This window comes from Bradyrhizobium sp. CCBAU 51753 (genome assembly GCF_015291565.1).
GTDB lineage: Bacteria > Pseudomonadota > Alphaproteobacteria > Rhizobiales > Xanthobacteraceae > Bradyrhizobium > Bradyrhizobium ivorense.
Map to the genome: position 1 here is coordinate 6,328,663 of NZ_CP030037.1, position 16,731 is coordinate 6,345,393.

The window sequence follows — 16,731 nt, forward strand, 5'->3', positions numbered from 1 at the left end:
TGGCCGGCTCCGAGGTCCTCTCGATAGCCATAATGCAGTTGAGGACTGCTTCGCGATCCCATACAGAGCGGTCTTCAGATCGAGGCTACACCAAACGAAAGCATTTTCATTAATGCCGTCCGAGTTCGAAAAGCCGCGCCGCCGGGAGACGTTCAACAGGGTCGTGCTGGCCACCCAGTATTATCCGCCCGACCCAACATCGACGGCGACTTATATCGGCAAGATCGCCGAGGCCTTCGCCGTTGACACCGAGGTCGTGGTTTTGTCCGCGACGAAGCAATCGGAGAGCCCACGGGATGGCGCGCGTACCAATCCGTTCGTGATCGAACAGATCATCCCACGAGCGAAAAAGACGGCCGTCGTCTCGCGGGCACTTTCCGTCCTCGCGCTTTCCATCTCGATGTTCTTCGGTGTGCTGAAACATGCCCGCAAGAACGACCTCGTGTTCTGCGTGACGAATCCGTTCACCCTGCCCTACGCCGTCGTCCTCGCAGCCAAGTTGCGCGGCGCGGCCACCGAACTGCTGATCTACGACGTGTACCCTGAAGCGTTGGTCGCAGCCGGCTTCATCGGCTCGGGGTCGCCGCTCAACAAGCTGTTGCGCCTCCTGAACGGCATCATGTTCCGCGCGCTGGACAGCATCGTGGTCGTCGGCCGCGACGTGCCTCCTTTGCTCACGAAGTACCGCGGCGTGAAGGCGGAGAAGCTTCACTTCATCCCGAACTGGACCTTTCTGCCGATCGGATATCGCGACCTGGCGCCGTCAAATCGGTACAGGCCACGCGACGCGCATCTGGTGGTCGGACTGTCGGGCAATCTCGGCTTTACCCACGATCCCGCCACCGTGTTCGCGGCCGCCAGGATTCTGCGCAACGAAGCCGGCATCCACTTCCTGTTGTCCGGGTGGGGGATGGGCTGGAAACAGCTCAACGCTCTTCAATCGGCGGAACAGCTGCCCAACGTCACGCTGATCGAACCCGTGCCGGCCGAGCATCTGGTCGAGTTCCTGTCCGCCGCCGACGTCTGGGCGATTCCCTATCGCCGCAACATGGCGGGCGTGTCGATCCCCAGCCGTCTCTACAATCTGCTGGCGATCGGACGCGCCGTCATCGCGGGCTCCGAAGACCATTCCGAGGCCGCCATCGAGGTCGCCGGGGAAAACATCGGCTGGGTGGTCCCGCCCGAGGACCCTGCTCGCCTCGCGGAGGCGATCCGCGCCGCCGCAGCCAACCCGGATCAGGTCGTGCAGATGGGCCGGTCGGCAACCGTCGCCGCCGAGAAATTCACCGAGGATGCCGCGCTCGCGCGCTACCGCGACATCGTCGCCGAGATCAGGGCCGGCCGTTAGAGCGTTTTCGAGCGAAGTGGATACCGGTTCGCGTGAAGAAAACGCGTCAAAAGAATAGCTCTAAAACTTCCGAACCAGCTCGATCACCTCGTCCTGCTGCTGGCGCGTAATCTCGGCGAACATCGGCAGTGAGAGGATCTGTCCCTGGTCGCGATGCGCGTTGGGGAATTGCTCCGGCTGGTGAGCGAACCGCGCATAGGCCGCCAGGAACGGCAGCGCGGTCGGATAGTTGATCGCGGTCTGCACGCCGTTGGCGCCAAGATGCGCCGCCAGCGCGTCGCGGCGCGGATGGCGGATGGTGTAGAGATGGTAGACGTGGCTGCGCGCCGGCGCGACCTCGGGCACCACGACGTCCTCGATCTGGTTGAGGCCGGCATCATAGACCTTCGCGGCTTCCTGCCGCGCCTCGGTCCAGTCGGCAAGATGCGGCAGCTTGGCCGACAGGATCGCGGCCTGCATGCCGTCGAGCCGGCTGTTGATGCCCTCGATGCGGTGCTGATGCTTCACCAGCCCACCATGGCGCGCCAGCATCGCCATGTGCTCGGCGAGCGCGGCGTCATTGGTGACGACGGCGCCGGCATCACCCATCGCACCGAGATTCTTGCCGGGATAGAACGAATAGGTCGCGGCTTCGCCGAACGTGCCGACCATCCGGCCCTTGTAGCGCGCCAGATGCGCCTGGGCGCAATCTTCGATCACCCAGAGCTTGTGCCTCTGCGCGATCGCCATGATCGCGTCCATGTCGGCGGGCTGGCCGTAAAGATGCACCGGGATGATGCCGACCGTGCGCGGCGTGATCGCAGCCTCGATCGCCGCCGGATCGATCGTGAATGTCGCATCATCGGTGTCGCAGAACACCACGGTGGCGCCGGAGTGCGTGATCATCGAGGCGGTCGAGATCCAGGAATGCGCCGTGGTGATCACCTCGTCGCCCGGCTTCACCTTCAAGGCGCGCATCGCGAGGTAGAGCGCGTCGGTGCCGTTGGCGCAGGACACGCAATGGCTGACCTCGGCGGCGGCGGCGAATTCGCGCTCGAAGGCGTCGACATAGCCGCCGCGGATGAACGCGTTGTCGCGGATCACGCCGGCGATTGCGGCATCGATCTCGCCCTTGATGTTCTGATACTGCAGTTGCAGATCGGCATACGGCACCGGCATCTGATGTCCCCTATTGGCCCGCCAACAGCCGGCGCGCCGGATTGCCGGCGTAGGTGCCGGGCGTCGTGATATCCTTGGTCACCACCGATCCGGCGCCGATGACGACGTCGTCGGTGATCCTGACCGGCATGATCGTCGCGTTGGAGCCGATCGAAACCCGGTTGCCGATCACGGTCTCGCGCCACAGCTCCTTGCGTCCGCGCGCCGGGCCGCCGGTCGAGAACGTGTCGTTGACGAACATCACGCCGTGCCCGACGAAGCAGTCCTCACCGATCGTGACCAACTCGCAGACGAAGGCATGCGACTGCACGCGGGTGCGCGCCCCGATCACGACGCCCTTCTGGATTTCGGTGAAGGGGCCGACGAAGCAGTCGTCGCCGAGCTTGCAGCCGTAAAGATTGCACGGCTCGACGATCTTGACGCCGGTCCCGAACTCGACGTCGCGGACATCAGCCTGATGCACCTGCGGCTGGTTCACGAGACGACACCCAGCCGGCTCAGCCGCGGCGTGAAGCGCAGCGCGACTTCCGCGCCGGTCTCGATCGATTCATAGAGCGCCGAGATCAATTCCAGGCTCTTGCGGCCCTCGAGCCCGTCGACCAGCGCGGCGCGCTGGTTCACCAGGCAATCGATCACGTGGTGGTAATAGGCCTGATGGCCGAAGCCGTAGACGTTGGGCGGATTGACCGAAAACTTCTCCACGACGTCCTTGTCCGACGGCAGCTCGTCGAGAAAGCGCCAGTGCCGGATCTGGTTGACGGCGAAACCGGAGATCTCGACCGTGCCCCGCTCGCCGAGGATCGACAGCGAACCCTCGAGGTCGGTCGGGCGCGCCGCGGTGGTCGCCTCGATGATGCCGAGCGCGCCGTTGCGGAATTTCAGCGTGGCGACGGCGGTGTCCTCGGTCTCAATTCGGGCGAGCGCGGTGGCCGCGCGCGCGTGCACGCTGACGACATCGCCGAAGAACCACTCCAGCATGTCGACATGGTGGCTCGCCTGATTGGTCAGCACGCCGCCGTCATAGGCCCAGGTGCCGCGCCAGTCGTCCTGGTCGTAATAGGCCTGATCGCGGCACCAGCGCACGCGCACGGTGCCGAGAATGAGCTTGCCGAAGCGGCCGGCATCGAGCGCCTCGCGCGCCTTGGCCACGGGCACGTTGAAGCGGTTCTGCTTGACGATGAACATCTTGACGCCGGCCTCGTCGCAGGCCCGGATCATGTCGTCGGCGTCCTGCAGGCGCAGCGCCATCGGCTTCTCGACCACGACGTGCTTGCCGGCTTTGGCGCAGGCGATCACATGCGCGGGATGCAGCCCGCTCGGCGTCAGCACGGCAACCGCATCGATGTCCTTGCGCGCCAGAAACTCGTCCATGTCGTAATGGGCCGCAACGCCGAACTTGCCGGCGATCGCATCGGCGCGCGCGCGAACGGGGTCGCAGACCGCAACCAGGCTCGCGCCCTCGATGTGGTTGCCGCCGAGGAGGTCCGAATGACGCTTGGCAATGCGCCCACAACCGAGCAGGCCGAATCTGATCATGCACAGGCCCTATCTTGTCTGATCGCCGGCCGCAGCAAGTCAGCCGAAGAGCCGAGGGAACAAGCGGCCTTGCGGGCCGCACGACACCGTCCATTACTCGGAAAACTCGGGCCAAGGCAAGGGTATCGGCCCGGTTTGAGCGGCCGCACGGCCGCCAAAGTCCCGGCCCCGGGCGGCTACGGGTCCGCTGGACGGCGCCCCCGCCTGGCGCCATAGCGCGCATGCGGGGCCAACACAGCTCTCGCCGCGTTTGGTCCGATGATAAGATCTCGATCGACAACGGGCGCACCGACGCGTCGAACGATCGTGCGCCGAGCCTTTCACAGCATTTCGCCGATCTCGGCGGTGGCCGCGGCCGCCTGTTCTGCCGTCAGATAGTCGTTCAACCTTTGGTAGAACGAGGTGGAGGCCTACGGCACCGCTGGCAGCCCCGCGCAGCGATTTCACGCTGAAGCGACAGGCAGATAGCCTTGCCCGGGGCCGGGCCATGGGGTATTCAGCCGAAGGTTTTTCGGGGAAGGATTTGATTTGATGTCGGGAACAGGACAGGCACTTTACCGGCGCGCCCGCAAGGTGATTCCCGGCGGCACCCAGTTGCTCTCCAAGCGGCCGGAAATGTTCCTGCCGGAGCAGTGGCCGAGCTATTTCAAGTCGGCCAAGGGCGCGGAGGTCACCGACCTCGACGGCAAGACCTATCTCGACATGAGCTATTGCGGGATCGGCGCCACCATCCTGGGCTTCGCCGATCCCGACGTCGATGCGGCGGTGAAGGCCGCCATCGACATGGGCTCGATGTCGACGCTGAACTGCGCCGAGGATATCGAGCTCGCCGAGCTGCTGGTCGAGCTGCATCCGTGGGCGGACATGGTGCGGTTCGGCCGCGCCGGCGGCGAGGCGATGGCGATCGCGGTCCGGATCGCGCGCGCCGCGACCGGCCGCGACATGGTGGCGTTCTGCGGCTATCACGGCTGGCACGACTGGTATCTCAGCGCCAATCTCGGCGAGACCACCGCGCTCGACGGCCATCTGTTGCCGGGCCTCGACACCAAGGGCGTGCCGCGCGGCCTCGCCGGGCTGATGCAGCCGTTCCACTTCAACAAGCTCGACGAGATCGAGGCGATCGTCGCCGAACATGGCGAGCGGCTCGCCGCGATCGTGATGGAGCCGGTGCGCTCGAGCGAGCCGGAGCCGCCCTTCATCAAGGGAATTCGCGCGCTCGCCGACCGCTGCGGCGCGGCCTTGATCTTCGACGAGGTGACCTCGGGCTTCCGCATCAATTCCGGCGGCGCCCATCTCGCCTACGGCGTCGACCCCGACATCGCGGTGTTCGCCAAGGCGATCGCCAACGGTTTTCCGATGGCGGCGATCGTCGGCCGCGCCTCGGTGATGGACGCCGCGCAGGAGACCTTCGTCAGCTCGACCGCCTGGACCGAGCGCGTCGGCCCGGTCGCGGCGCTTGCGACGCTGCGCAAGCATCGCGAGCAGAACGTCGCCAGGCACCTGATGCGGATCGGCACCCGCGTGCAGAAGGGCTGGGCCGAGGCGGCGCAGGCCACCGGCATGCCGGTGCACATCTCGGGCATCTCGCCGCTCGGCCATTTCGCGTTCGAGCTGCCGGAGGCGCAGGAAACCCGCACGCTGTTCACCCAGATGATGCTCGACCGCGGCATCTTCGCCACCGGCTCGTTCTACGCGATGTGGGCGCACACCGACGCCCATGTCGACCGCTATCTGGAGGCGGTGGGCGAGGTGTTCCGCGAGCTGCGCACCGCGGTCGACCAGAAGGCGGTGAAGCAGTTGCTGCGCGGCCCGGTCGCGCATTCCGGGTTCAAGCGGCTGACCTGACCGGCGCGCGGCCGTCCGGCCTTGCTGACAAAATGGGCCGTCCCATGCGGAACGGCCCATTTTTCGCGATCAAAACTCACCCGATATGGGCGGCAGACTCAGAAGAAGAAGTCGTTCGCATCGACGGCGCCCGCCGAGACGCCCTGCAGGAACACGGCGTCGCCGCCGGGAATGCCGACCACCACGCCGCCGCTGACGGTCGTCACCGCAAGCGAGGCGAAGTTCAGGCCGCGTCCCGTCAGGTCGATATGATCGTGCTCAGCCGCGTTGGCGTTGTCGGCATTGAAGTCGGTCACGATGTCGAGCCCGTTTCCTGACGTGCGGAAATTGTAGGTGTCGGTGCCGCCCGCACCGGTCCACACATCCGTGCCGGCCCCGCCGGTGAAGGTATTGGCAATGGAATTGCCGACACCGGTATGGTCGATGCTGCCGATGAAGACGAGCTGCTCGACATTGGCCGCCAGCGTGTAGGACGACAGGAAGGTCTGGACTTGATCGTTCCCTTCGCCGACGAACTCGGTGACCGTATCGGCGTTCGACTGCACCGCGTAGATATCATTGCCGGTGCCGCCCTGGAACGTATTGGCGCCTGCGCCGTCGATAAACGTATCGTTGCCGCCGAAACCGACCAGGTAGTCGTTGCCGGAGCCGCCGGTCATGATGTTGTTCAATCCGTTGCCGACACCGGTGAAACCGCTGCTGCCGACCTTGGTGAGATTCTCCACATTGGCGGCGAGCGTGAAGGAGGTCAGCGTGGTCTGGACGCTGTCGGTGCCCTCGTTGGCAAACTCGACGATCGTGTCGCCGGCCGCCTCCACGAAGTAGGTGTCATTCCCGGTGCCGCCCTGCAGCGTGTTGGCAGCCCCCTCACCTCCGAGCAATTTGTCATTGCCTTCGCCGCCGATCAGATAGTTCGACACCGTGTTGCCGTGGAGCGTGTCCCAGCCGCTGCCGCCGACCACGTTCTCGATATTGAGGATGGTGTCGAAACCGGCGCCGCCGGTGTTCTGCGCTGTCGTGATGTTGAGATCGACATTGACGTCGCGGCCGAGCGAAGCAAAGTTGAGTTCGTCGACGCCGGCTCCTCCGTTCATGAAGTCGTCGCCGTCATTGCCGAAGAACTTGTCGGCGCCCGAACCGGTGACGAGGATGTCGTTGCCGTCGCCGCCGAAGATGCGAAATGCCTTCGTGGCGGTCGATGCTGACACCGAATTGTCGTTCCCGTCCCCCCAGAACGTGATGGTCTGGAGATCACTGCCGACGCTGGCCCCGACCACAAGGTTGTCATTGCCGTCGCCGCCGTGAACGTCCAGGTTCTGAATCCATTGGTTGACCGTGACTGTCTTCGCACCGTTCAAGTCGTTGGCCGTGAACAGGAAGCCGAAGCCATTGAAGGTACCAACGGTGAATTGCTGGCCGAGTTCGTTACCCAGCACGTCGAGCACATTGCTTTGCGGACCACCACCGTCAATGGTGTCGCTGCCGTCGAACATGTCCCAGCGGAACACGTCGTTCCCGCCGCCCCCGTTCGACGTGTCGTTGCCGCCCTTGAGCTCGATGACATCGTTGCCGGCAGTGCCGTCAAGCGCGTCAGCCCCGGCCGTCCCGACGATGATCCGTCCGTGGGCGGCGTTGCCGGGATCGAACGTATTGATGAACATCCGGTAGAAGCCCAGATCGCTGGTCGGACTGTTCACCGAACCGGTGCTGGCTCCCGAATTGTTGGGATCGGTGACCGTGGTGTCGAGGTCGGACACGAAAACCGTGTAGGTCTGGGTCGTCCCGGTGACGTTGGTGAACGTCAGGAAACTGTCGAGCCCGTCGTCGTCGTCGTTACTGGCGACTTGTGCACCGGCGCTGTTGAAGATCTGCACAAATGGATCGAAGCTTTCGCCGTTGTGCAGACCGAACGCGCTCGCATCCATATCGATGCTCACGCTCCAGCCGGCGGCCAATTCGAAACGGAACCCGTCGTGGTCGCCTGTCGTCAGGCCAAATGGCCCGTCGCCGATAAAGCCATTCGCCTGCACCGTGCCCGCAACGCCCGCAGAGAGGCCGGTCCAGTTGGCGCTGAAGATCGAGCCGTCGTCCTCCGCTTGACTGATTTCGGGGACGACCGAGGTGCGCGTAATAAGGTCGGTTTGCTGAATGGGCATGCAATATCTCCTGTTGGTACAATTGAAAAACGGCGAGAGCTAACGGCAACAGCCTAGGTTAGTCCGAAGGCATCAGGGCGGGTTCAATGGACGCGGCGGAACTGCCTCATCCCAGGGTCGCTTACGATAATGGAGAGCGCCGATCTGATGAGGCAACACCCTCGCTAATCCGCTGTTCGACAACGCAAACCTCGATGATCTTCCGGGCATTGCGGCGCGTCACGACGCGGCTGCGACAAGTTGCCACCGTATCACCTATGTTACTGTTTCGGCGTCAGGTTCCACCGTGATGCCGTACCAGTCGCGCCCATCCAGATAACGACCGAAGGCATTGCGCAAGGCGCCGCACAATCTGCGCGTGCGGTGGAGCAAGAGGCCGGTGCAGGGTGCTGCGCGGGCTCGACCGCCTCGCGCATTCCACGTTCGAGCGGCCGACCTGATCGGCACGCCCAACCAGACGCAGATCGGGCCGCCCCGCGGGACGGCCCGATCCTCGGATAGGCAAATCAACCGATCTGCGATGATCGAGCGCTAGAAGAAGAAGTCGTTGGCATCGACGGCGCCGGCCGAGACGCCCTGCAGGAAGATAGCGTCGCCGCCGGGAATGCCGACCACCACGCCGCCGCTGACGGTCGAGACCGCAAGCGAGGCGAAGTTCAGACCCCGTCCCGTCAGGTCGATATGATCGTGCTCGGCCGCGTTGGCGTTGTCGGCATTGAAATCGGTCACGATGTCGAGCCCGTTTCCTGCAGTGCGGAAATTGTAGACGTCGTTGCCGCCTGCACCGGTCCACGTCTCCGTGCCGGCGCCGCCGACAAAGGTATTGCCGATGCTGTTGCCGACACCGGTGTGGTCGCCGCTGCCGATGAAGACGAGCTGCTCGACATTGGGCGACAGCGTGTAGGACGACAGGAAGGTCTGGACCTGATCGAACCCTTCAGCCGCGAACTCGGTGACCGTGTCGGCGTTCGACTGCACCGCGTAGATATCATTGCCGGTGCCACCCTGGAACGTATTGGCGCCTGACCCGTCGATGAAGGTGTCGTTGCCGCCGAAACCGACCAGGTAGTCGTTGCCGGAGCCGCCGGTCATGATGTTGTTCAATCCGTTGCCGACACCGGTGAAGCCGCTGCTGCCGACCTTGGTGAGGTTCTCCACATTGGCAGCGAGCGTGAAGGAGGTCAGCGTGGTCTGGACGCTGTCGATCCCCTCGTTGACAAACTCGACGATCGTGTCGCCGGCCGCCTCCACAAAGTAGGTGTCATTCCCGGTGCCGCCCTGCAGCGTGTTGGCAGCCCCCTCGCCGCCGAGCAATTTGTCGTTGCCTTCGCCGCCGATCAGATAGTTGGCGACCGTGTTGCCATGGAGGGTGTCCCAGCCGCTGCCGCCGACCACGTTCTCGATATTGAGGATGGTATCGAAACCGGCGCCGCCGGTGTTCTGCGCGATCGTGATGTTGAGATCGACATTGATGTCCCGGCCGATCGCGGCGTAGTTCAACTCGTCGGTGCCGAGGCCTCCATTCATGAAGTCATCGCCGTCGTTGCCGTAAAACGTGTCGGCAGCCGAACCGGTCACCAGAGTATCGTTGCCGTCGCCCCCGAAGATGCGAAATACCTTCGCAATACCCGATGCCGCAACCGAATTGTCGCCCGCATCGCCCCAGAACGTGATGGTCTGGAGGTCGCCGCCAGCGTTGTTGACAGCAAGGCTGTCATTGCCATCGCCGCCGTGAACGTCGAGGTTCGTAATCCATTGCTGGACCGTGACGGTCTTCGAACTGTTCAGGTCGTTGGCGGTGAACAGGAAGCCGAAGCCGTTCCAGGCACCAACCGTGAATTGCTGATTATTCTGGTCACCGAGAACGTCAAGCACATTGACTTGGGCCGGGCCACCACCGTCAATGGTGTCACTGCCATCGAACATGTCCCAACGGAACACGTCGTTACCGCCATTCCCGTTCGATGTATCGTTGCCGCCCTTGAGCTCGATGACATCGTTGCCGGCAGTGCCGTCGAGTGCGTCAGCTCCGCCTGTCCCGACGATGATCCTTCCCTGGTTGACGTTGCCGGGATCGAACGTGTTGATGAACAGCCGGTAGACGCCCGTATCGGTGAGCGGATTGGTTACCGGTGCGGTGCTGCTTCCCGAATTGTTGGGATTGGTGACCTGGCTTTGCAGATCGGACAGGAAAACCGTGTAGGTCTGGGTCGTCCCGGTGGCGTTGGTGAATGTGAGAAAGCCATCGAGCCCGTCGTTGTCGTCCGCATTGGCGACTTCGGTGCCGGCGCTGTCGTATAGCTGCAGATATGAATCGAACAAGGCGCCGTTGTGCGTACCGAACGCGACCGCATCGACATCGATACTCACGCTCCAGCCCGCGGCCAGCTCGAAACGAAAGCCGTCATGGTCGCCCGACGTCAGGCCAAAGGGCCCGTCGCCGATAAAACCGTTCGCCTGCAGCGTGCCGGCGACGCCCGCCGACAGGCCGGTCCAGTTGGCGTTGGCGATCGAACCATCGTCTTCCGATTGAACGATATCGGGCAGAGCTGAAGTGCGTGTGATCGAATAGGGGCTTTGCTCAATAGGCATTACAATAGATCCTCATGTGACAATGCATCCCCCGGAGCTTCTGTCGAAAGCACGCCGCTCAGGTTCAAATGAGGAGGTAAATAATCTTACCGTCGATGTAAGCCGATGGCAGTGAGCGTATCGATGCCGATGCCGATCGCTGCCAGGAGACGCGGCAGAAAGCTTCTATCGGGGGCGAAGGAGGCCCCGCCGGGCCGGGCTTTTGCCGGCCTGAGCCGCGGCGCCGAGCGCGGTCTTGCGGGTCACGCGGCGGTCTATTCGCCGAGGCAAGTCTTGCCGCGGCGGACGCGTCGGTACAGCGCGATCGACAAGGGCGGAACGAAGGTGTCAAACGTCGACTCCGAGACCCGCTCGAAGCATTTCTCCAGACCGGTCTTCACGAGCGCCGCATCGGGAGCCCAGATCAGCCAGTCTGGCGCCGCAACGACCGGTCTCCGCTGCAGGATCAGCCAGTCGCCACTCTCCTGCATCCACTGCTTTGCGATCGTATCGGTCCACCCGGTAAGCTGCTTCATCTCCGCGGTCGCCTGTGCCACCTGCTCGGGAGTCAAACCCTCGTTCAGCTTGCGATAGTTCGAGGGCAAGGTGAGCGTGATCGGCGGGATCTGGATGCCCGCCTGAACCAGCGCCAGCGGGATGCGCAGGTCACTGCCGACGAATTCAGCCTTCGTACCAGGCGGCAACAGCGTCCGCATCGTCTCACCGGCAAGACGCACCTCCTCCGGAAGCGAGCTCACACGATTGCGGATCGATGGCAGCTGATACGGACCGACGAGATTCCAGGCCTGCACCGCCGCCAGCGCGAGCGATGCGAAGATCGTCCCCACCGCGATGCCGCCGGCCAGCCGATCGTTCGAGGCCGTCCGCATCAGACCATGCAGCGCAAGTCCGCCCGCCAGCGCGGCGAGATAGTCGACATAGTTCGCGTAGGCCTGGATGCAGGTCGGGCAGATCGATTGCAGCCCGAGATGGTGGAAAACCAGCAGCGCCCAATAGGAGGCCGCAAACAGCGCAGTCCAGCCGCGATTGGGGATCGGCCGCAGCGCGGCAACGATCGTCGCGGCCAGGGCGCTTGCCAACGGTACGCCATGGTGATTGAGCAAATAGTGCCCCATGATGTCCCAGCCGAAGGCGTATGCCAGCATGTCGCGCAGCGTCGACGGGTGGGGCACGCCAAGCGCCTGGCTGCTGTGACTGAGCGCGAACGAATAGAGGTTCGGCAGCACGCCCGCCTGGATCAGCCAGTCCGTCATCCCGGGAAGCCAGAGCGTGACGTAGACGAACCGCGGCCCCCAGAGCAAAGCCAGCAATGACCACGTCGTCAGGAATATCGCAGCCGAGCAAAAATAGACGCGCCAGCGATCCCGGCCGGCTCGCACCCAGGCAATCCCGAGGCTCAATGCGATAAAGGCGACCGCATTGATCCGAAGCAGGTAGGCCATGGTCAACACGGCGCCCAACGCGATGGCGGTGGCGAGACTGGCCTGCCGGTGCATTCCCAGCAGCAGATGCAGCGCGATCAGTTGCACGCACACGAAGTAAGCGTACGGCGTTGCGCTGCTGAAATAGAAGATGCCGTCCTCGCTCAGGACGAATACGACGACCGCGAAGGCGATCGGCCAGGCGGTGCAGCCGAGCCGGCGCAACAGATACCCCAGCAAGGCAATGTCGATCGCCGTGATCAGCACGGAGAGCAGGCGCGCCGACACGACGCCGGGGCCGAACATCCACTGCCACGGTCCCATGACATAGTAGATCAGCGGCTGATACCAGGTCGTATCCTCGGCGGTATATGGCTTGACCGCACCGCTGACGTACCACCACGACTTGATGATATAGGCCGTTTCGTCCGGCCAGGTGCCCTCGCGCAGCGCAGCCGCAACCGAGAGTGCGATCCAGCAAAGAAGGATGGCGAGCAGGATGCCGACGCCGGCGGCGCGATAACGCATCTTGCCCTTCGAAACATCCATAACGATACCTGCTCTGCCGCGCCGATCCGGCGATAGCTGTCTTGCAGCATCGCCGGACGATTTCAAGTCGCACCATTAACCGCGGCGCAATGCCTGCGCGCGATCGAATGACAGCGCTGTCGGTTTACGAAGCCTTGCGGGCGATCATGACAAAGTGGTCGTACGGAACGCGCAGCAAGTCGTTCCAGGTGATGGTTTCGACCTCGAGCCCCATGCCGCTCAACAATCCGAGATACCCCTCCGGGGTCCTGATGTTGACGCCGGAATCCAGTGTGTTGATCAGCTTGACCGCGGCGCGTTGCCTCGGCAACCAAACATTGTCAATGGTGACAATTCGCCCCTTCGGCTTGAGCAGGTGCGTCAGCGAGGCAAGCAGCGAAATGGCTTCCTTGTCGGCAAGATGATGCAGCAATGCGGAGACATTGATGAGATCGAATGTCGCCTCCTCCTGCTTCAAATCCTCGGCGGCATTCCCGACAAGAAAGCGGCCACGGTCGCCGTGCCGCTCCCGGGCGTAGGCAATGTGTTTCTCGTTCATGTCGATGCCGGTATAATCCAGCGCCGGCAGGTAGGACAGCACGTTTGCGGGTCCGCAGCCGACGTCGAGCATCTTCAGACCGGGACTTGGCCGCAACGCCTCGTTGACGTAGCGCGCGATGGCGTTATCGGCGCCAAGCGAAAACATCAGTCCCTTGTAGATCGACGGAATCGTAATCAGCCGGTAGATGCCCGAAATTCGTTGCCCCATGTCAGGCCCTCAATTGCTGCGCGATGCGCCGGGTGGTGCGCAAGGTTTTCGCCAAATCAAATCCCGAAAATATCGCTGATGACGTTGCGTTCGGTGCGCGACCGTCCGGCCTTCGGATAGATGCCGTGCAGGATGCTGTCGGCGGCAAGCTCGCCGCCGTCGATCACGATCGCGCCGGTCGATACGAAGGTGTTGTCACCCACGGCGGTCTTGCCGATGATCCGGCTGCCGCCATACATCACGATGCCGCGGCCGAACGACGGATAGTCGTTCTCGAGGTTCGCGCCGACCGTGCAGTTGTGGTAGCAGATGAAGTAGTCGGAGTAGCTGGCGCGGCCGAGCACGGTGCCGACCGGATGCTGCACCGCGAACACGTCGGGCAGCTCGACCTCGTAGAACGCGTCGAGCGCATGCAGCGCCTTGTTCAGCGCGTAGGCCTTGTCGGCGATCGGATGGCCCGGCTTTTCGCGGAACGCCGTGTTGGCGAGATAGTACAGGAAGATTGCGTACTGATCGCAGTGCCAGTGCGAGAACCGCGCCTCGCCGTCAGCGAAAAATCCCTTCAGCCGGACGCGCGAAAAACAGTGCTCGACCCGGCCCAGCGCCTTGTCGACGAACGCCGGCAGGTCGCCGAGATCGGCGCCGTCGGGAAAGAAGGTCTCGAACTGCTTCTGCACATAGCGGGCGAGTTCGTTGCGGCCAAGCGAGAGCTGCATGGTGCTAGTTCCGGCTTGAGGAGCTCGAGCGCACGTCGAGGCCGCGCGAGGCGAGATGGCTGCGCAGCTTGATCGGGCTGTGATCGGTGAACAGGAACATCGACGAGATCGCGACCGCCGAGGCGCCGGCCTCCAGCGCGTCGATCGCGTGCTGCAGCGAGCCGCAGCCGCCGGACACGATCAGCGGCACGCTCAGCACGCGCGAGGCCTGGTGGATCATGTCGAGGTCGTAGCCCGACATGGTGCCGTCGCGATCGATCGAGCCGAGCAGCACCTCGCCGCAATGCAGGTCCTCGCAGCGCCTTGCCCATTCGATCGGGTCGAGCGCGACGTGCTCGCGGCCGCCGTCGATGAACACGGTGGCGTGGTGGGAACTGATCCGCTTGTAGTCGATCGACACCGTCATGCACTGGTCGCCGAAGGTACGCGCCGCCTCGCGCAGGAATTCCGGCCGCCGCACCGCCTCGGAGTTGACCGACACCTTGTCGGCGCCGGCGCGCAGCAGCATGTTGACGTCCTCGAGCGTCTTGACGCCGCCGCCGACCGTGAACGGCATGAAGATCTCTTCCGACATCCGCTCGATGATCTCGACGACGCGGCTGCGCGAGGCTTCGCTCGGCACGATGTCGAGCACGATCAATTCGTCGACGCCGTAGTCGTTGTAGACCTTCGCGGTCGTCACCGGATTGCCGGCGGCGCGCTCGTTCTCGAAGAAGCGGACGTATTTCACCAGCCTGCCATCGCGCAGCAGAAATTTTGGGATCAGTCTCTTTTTCAGCATCGCTTGTGTTGTTTCAAGGATTCCAGCGCAGGAAATTGCTCACCAGCTCGATGCCGCTGTCCTGGCTCTTCTCGGGATGAAACTGGGTCGCCACCACATTGTCGCGCGCGATGATCGCGGTGACCGGCTGGCCGTACTGGGCGTAGCCAACCACGTCAGCCTCCGCGTTGCAGCGCATGGCGAAGGAGTGCACGAAATAGAACGCCAAATTGCTCTCGCGGATATTGGCGAGGATCGGGTGGCTGCGCTCCTTCGCCACCATGTTCCAGCCCATATGCGGAATCTTCAGCGCCGGATCGTTGGGCAACAGGCGCAGCACGTCGGCGTCGAACCAGCCGAGCCCGCGATGCGGCACGCCGTCATCGGCATGCTCCTCGGAGGTCTTGGCGAGCAGCTGCATGCCGAGGCAGACCGCGAGGAACGGCTTGCCCTTCTCGCGGACGTGGCGCTCCAGCATCGCGTCAATGCCGCGCTCGCGGATATTGGCCATGGCGTCGCCGAACGCGCCGACGCCGGGCAGGATCACGTGCGAGGCGTCGGCGATCGCGTCTTCGTCATGGGTCACGATGGGGTCGAAGCCGCAATATTCGACGGCATTGCGCACCGAGCGAACATTGTTGATGCCGTAATCGACGATCGCAACGCCTGACATTGCCTGCCCCCGTCTCCGACCACCTCTCCCCGCAAGCGGGCGAGGTGAAAGACTACTCCTTGCCGCCGCCGATCTCGACACCCGGATGGTTCGGCCACGGCACGTGGGTGTTGTTCCACTGATCCATGTCGGGCATGCGCCGGCCGGGCTCGACCTTGTTCGGCGAGAACTGCCACGGGCTGACCTCGTGCTTGATCGCAATGCCGAGGAACTGCTCCTCGGTGAGCTGCAGATAGTCGAGGAACAGATCGAGGCTCGGCGGCCGCTTGCCGTCGAACTCGCGCACCAGCGCCTCGCCCTCTTCGCGGGTCATGCGCTTGTTGCGGATGTCGATATTGGCGAGGTGGTTGGTCCGCCCCATGCCGCGCTTGATGTACTTCAGGTAGTCGCGCACGCCCTGGAAGAAGCACTCGATCTTCTCGTAGTCGTATTCCGGCGGAATGCCCTCGACCTCCTGGCCCTTCCAGCCGAGCTCCTTCTTGATGATCTCGACGTGCTTCTTGGTGTCCCACTTGATGTAGCTGCCGAGGCAGATCGAGCGGCACTTGATCCGCATCAGCTCCTTGCGCGGCGGATACACGAACGGATAGAGGTCGCGCTTGGCGACGCGGCCGCCGAGGAATTCATACATGTCGTCGGCGGTGATGCCGAGATTCATGGCGCGGTTGAACCGCTTCTCGTCGACCTCTTCCATCTCGTCATAGGAATAGAACGACTGGTATTCCGCGAGGCTCTCGCCCCAGAACAAGAGCGGCGTCTCGTAGCGGATCGCGATCTGCATGGTGTGAGCATAGATGCCGGTGTGGCAGTGCCAGCAGAAGTCACCGCGGCGCTTCAGCGATTCCAGCATCAGCTCGCGGACCACGTGCCAGTTCGGCGTGAAGTTCAGCACGTCGACGCCGAGCTGCTTGAACACCGAAGTGTTGTTTTCCTCGATCAGCGGGCGGTAGAACCAGTGGTCGAAGCGCACCACCAGCGGCTTCAGGCCGAGCTTCTTGACCACGTACCAGAGCTGGAAAACGCTGTCCTTGCCGCCCGAATACGGCACGATGCAATCATAGAGGCCTTTGTCGCGGTATTGCGCGACCAGCTCCATCATCTGCTGGTGCCGCTCGTTCCAGTCGATCTGGGTGTCGCGGACCTCGATCTGGCGGCAAACGCTGCACGATCCTTCGTCGTCGAACGACGTCGCCTCTGCCGTTTCAGGCAATAAGCACTTGCTACAGCTC

General features: G+C 63.4%; 13 protein-coding genes. 2 read left to right on the top strand and 11 right to left on the bottom strand.

Features of this window, described 5'->3' with window-relative positions:
• Nucleotides 1–112: 112 nt before the first annotated feature.
• Complete coding sequence (locus tag XH93_RS29000; protein ID WP_194470102.1) at nt 113–1,348, top strand: glycosyltransferase family 4 protein; 1,236 nt, start codon at nt 113–115, stop codon at nt 1,346–1,348.
• Between the two features lie 60 nt (nt 1,349–1,408).
• Here the strand turns inward: XH93_RS29000 and XH93_RS29005 are convergent, their stop codons facing one another.
• From XH93_RS29005 to XH93_RS29015, 3 genes are read right to left on the bottom strand one after another with little or no spacing between them, the layout of a single operon-like run.
• Complete coding sequence (locus XH93_RS29005; RefSeq protein ID WP_194470103.1) at nt 1,409–2,506, bottom strand: DegT/DnrJ/EryC1/StrS aminotransferase family protein; 1,098 nt, start codon at nt 2,504–2,506, stop codon at nt 1,409–1,411.
• 10 nt (nt 2,507–2,516) lie between these two features.
• A complete protein-coding gene (locus XH93_RS29010; protein WP_139485113.1) occupies nt 2,517–2,984 on the bottom strand; it encodes an acyltransferase in 468 nt (155 codons plus the stop codon).
• The gene (locus XH93_RS29015) at nt 2,981–4,042 is read right to left on the bottom strand and encodes a Gfo/Idh/MocA family protein (RefSeq protein WP_194470104.1); all 1,062 of its coding nucleotides are present in this window, start codon (nt 4,040–4,042) and stop codon (nt 2,981–2,983) included. The genes XH93_RS29010 and XH93_RS29015 overlap by 4 nt, the downstream gene beginning before the upstream one ends.
• 531 nt (nt 4,043–4,573) lie before the next feature.
• Here XH93_RS29015 and XH93_RS29020 point away from each other — a divergent pair.
• Nucleotides 4,574–5,887, top strand: coding sequence for an aminotransferase class III-fold pyridoxal phosphate-dependent enzyme (locus XH93_RS29020; protein ID WP_194470105.1), 1,314 nt, complete (start codon nt 4,574–4,576; stop codon nt 5,885–5,887).
• A gap of 98 nt (nt 5,888–5,985) precedes the next feature.
• Here XH93_RS29020 and XH93_RS29025 read toward each other — a convergent pair whose 3' ends face one another.
• The 8 genes from XH93_RS29025 to XH93_RS29060 form a co-directional block, all read right to left on the bottom strand.
• The gene (locus XH93_RS29025) at nt 5,986–8,043 is read right to left on the bottom strand and encodes a calcium-binding protein (RefSeq protein ID WP_194470106.1); all 2,058 of its coding nucleotides are present in this window, start codon (nt 8,041–8,043) and stop codon (nt 5,986–5,988) included.
• 531 nt (nt 8,044–8,574) lie between these two features.
• Complete coding sequence (locus tag XH93_RS29030) at nt 8,575–10,635, bottom strand: calcium-binding protein (RefSeq protein ID WP_194470107.1); 2,061 nt, start codon at nt 10,633–10,635, stop codon at nt 8,575–8,577.
• Nucleotides 10,636–10,889: 254 nt separating this feature from the next.
• The gene (locus tag XH93_RS29035; RefSeq protein WP_194470108.1) at nt 10,890–12,605 is read right to left on the bottom strand and encodes a glycosyltransferase family 39 protein; all 1,716 of its coding nucleotides are present in this window, start codon (nt 12,603–12,605) and stop codon (nt 10,890–10,892) included.
• 124 nt (nt 12,606–12,729) lie between these two features.
• Entirely contained in the window at nt 12,730–13,353 is a 624-nt protein-coding gene (locus tag XH93_RS29040) for a bifunctional 2-polyprenyl-6-hydroxyphenol methylase/3-demethylubiquinol 3-O-methyltransferase UbiG (protein WP_194470109.1), read from the bottom strand.
• Nucleotides 13,354–13,409: 56 nt separating this feature from the next.
• Complete coding sequence (locus XH93_RS41935; protein ID WP_210340404.1) at nt 13,410–14,069, bottom strand: hypothetical protein; 660 nt, start codon at nt 14,067–14,069, stop codon at nt 13,410–13,412.
• 4 nt (nt 14,070–14,073) lie between these two features.
• Nucleotides 14,074–14,850 carry an imidazole glycerol phosphate synthase cyclase subunit gene (locus XH93_RS29050; RefSeq protein WP_194470110.1) on the bottom strand — a complete coding sequence of 259 codons (777 nt, stop codon included), beginning with the start codon at nt 14,848–14,850 and terminating at the stop codon, nt 14,074–14,076.
• A gap of 13 nt (nt 14,851–14,863) precedes the next feature.
• Complete coding sequence (gene hisH / locus XH93_RS29055) at nt 14,864–15,502, bottom strand: imidazole glycerol phosphate synthase subunit HisH (RefSeq protein WP_139485104.1); 639 nt, start codon at nt 15,500–15,502, stop codon at nt 14,864–14,866.
• A gap of 52 nt (nt 15,503–15,554) precedes the next feature.
• Nucleotides 15,555–16,712: an N-acetyl sugar amidotransferase gene (locus XH93_RS29060; RefSeq protein ID WP_229174674.1), complete on the bottom strand. Its 1,158-nt coding sequence runs from the start codon at nt 16,710–16,712 to the stop codon at nt 15,555–15,557.
• Nucleotides 16,713–16,731 lie beyond the last annotated feature (19 nt).

Bases quoted from the DNA above. Each gene is read 5' to 3' on its own strand.
- XH93_RS29040 (WP_194470109.1), bottom strand. From the start codon at position 13,353: ATGGGGCAACGAATTTCGGGCATCTACCGGCTGATTACGATTCCGTCG.
- XH93_RS29025 (WP_194470106.1), bottom strand. From the start codon at position 8,043: ATGCCCATTCAGCAAACCGACCTTATTACGCGCACCTCGGTCGTCCCC.
- hisH (WP_139485104.1), bottom strand. From the start codon at position 15,502: ATGTCAGGCGTTGCGATCGTCGATTACGGCATCAACAATGTTCGCTCG.
- XH93_RS29020 (WP_194470105.1), top strand. From the start codon at position 4,574: ATGTCGGGAACAGGACAGGCACTTTACCGGCGCGCCCGCAAGGTGATT.
- XH93_RS29015 (WP_194470104.1), bottom strand. From the start codon at position 4,042: ATGATCAGATTCGGCCTGCTCGGTTGTGGGCGCATTGCCAAGCGTCAT.
- XH93_RS29005 (WP_194470103.1), bottom strand. From the start codon at position 2,506: ATGCCGGTGCCGTATGCCGATCTGCAACTGCAGTATCAGAACATCAAG.
- XH93_RS29030 (WP_194470107.1), bottom strand. From the start codon at position 10,635: ATGCCTATTGAGCAAAGCCCCTATTCGATCACACGCACTTCAGCTCTG.
- XH93_RS29050 (WP_194470110.1), bottom strand. From the start codon at position 14,850: ATGCTGAAAAAGAGACTGATCCCAAAATTTCTGCTGCGCGATGGCAGG.
- XH93_RS29000 (WP_194470102.1), top strand. From the start codon at position 113: ATGCCGTCCGAGTTCGAAAAGCCGCGCCGCCGGGAGACGTTCAACAGG.
- XH93_RS29035 (WP_194470108.1), bottom strand. From the start codon at position 12,605: ATGGATGTTTCGAAGGGCAAGATGCGTTATCGCGCCGCCGGCGTCGGC.
- XH93_RS41935 (WP_210340404.1), bottom strand. From the start codon at position 14,069: ATGCAGCTCTCGCTTGGCCGCAACGAACTCGCCCGCTATGTGCAGAAG.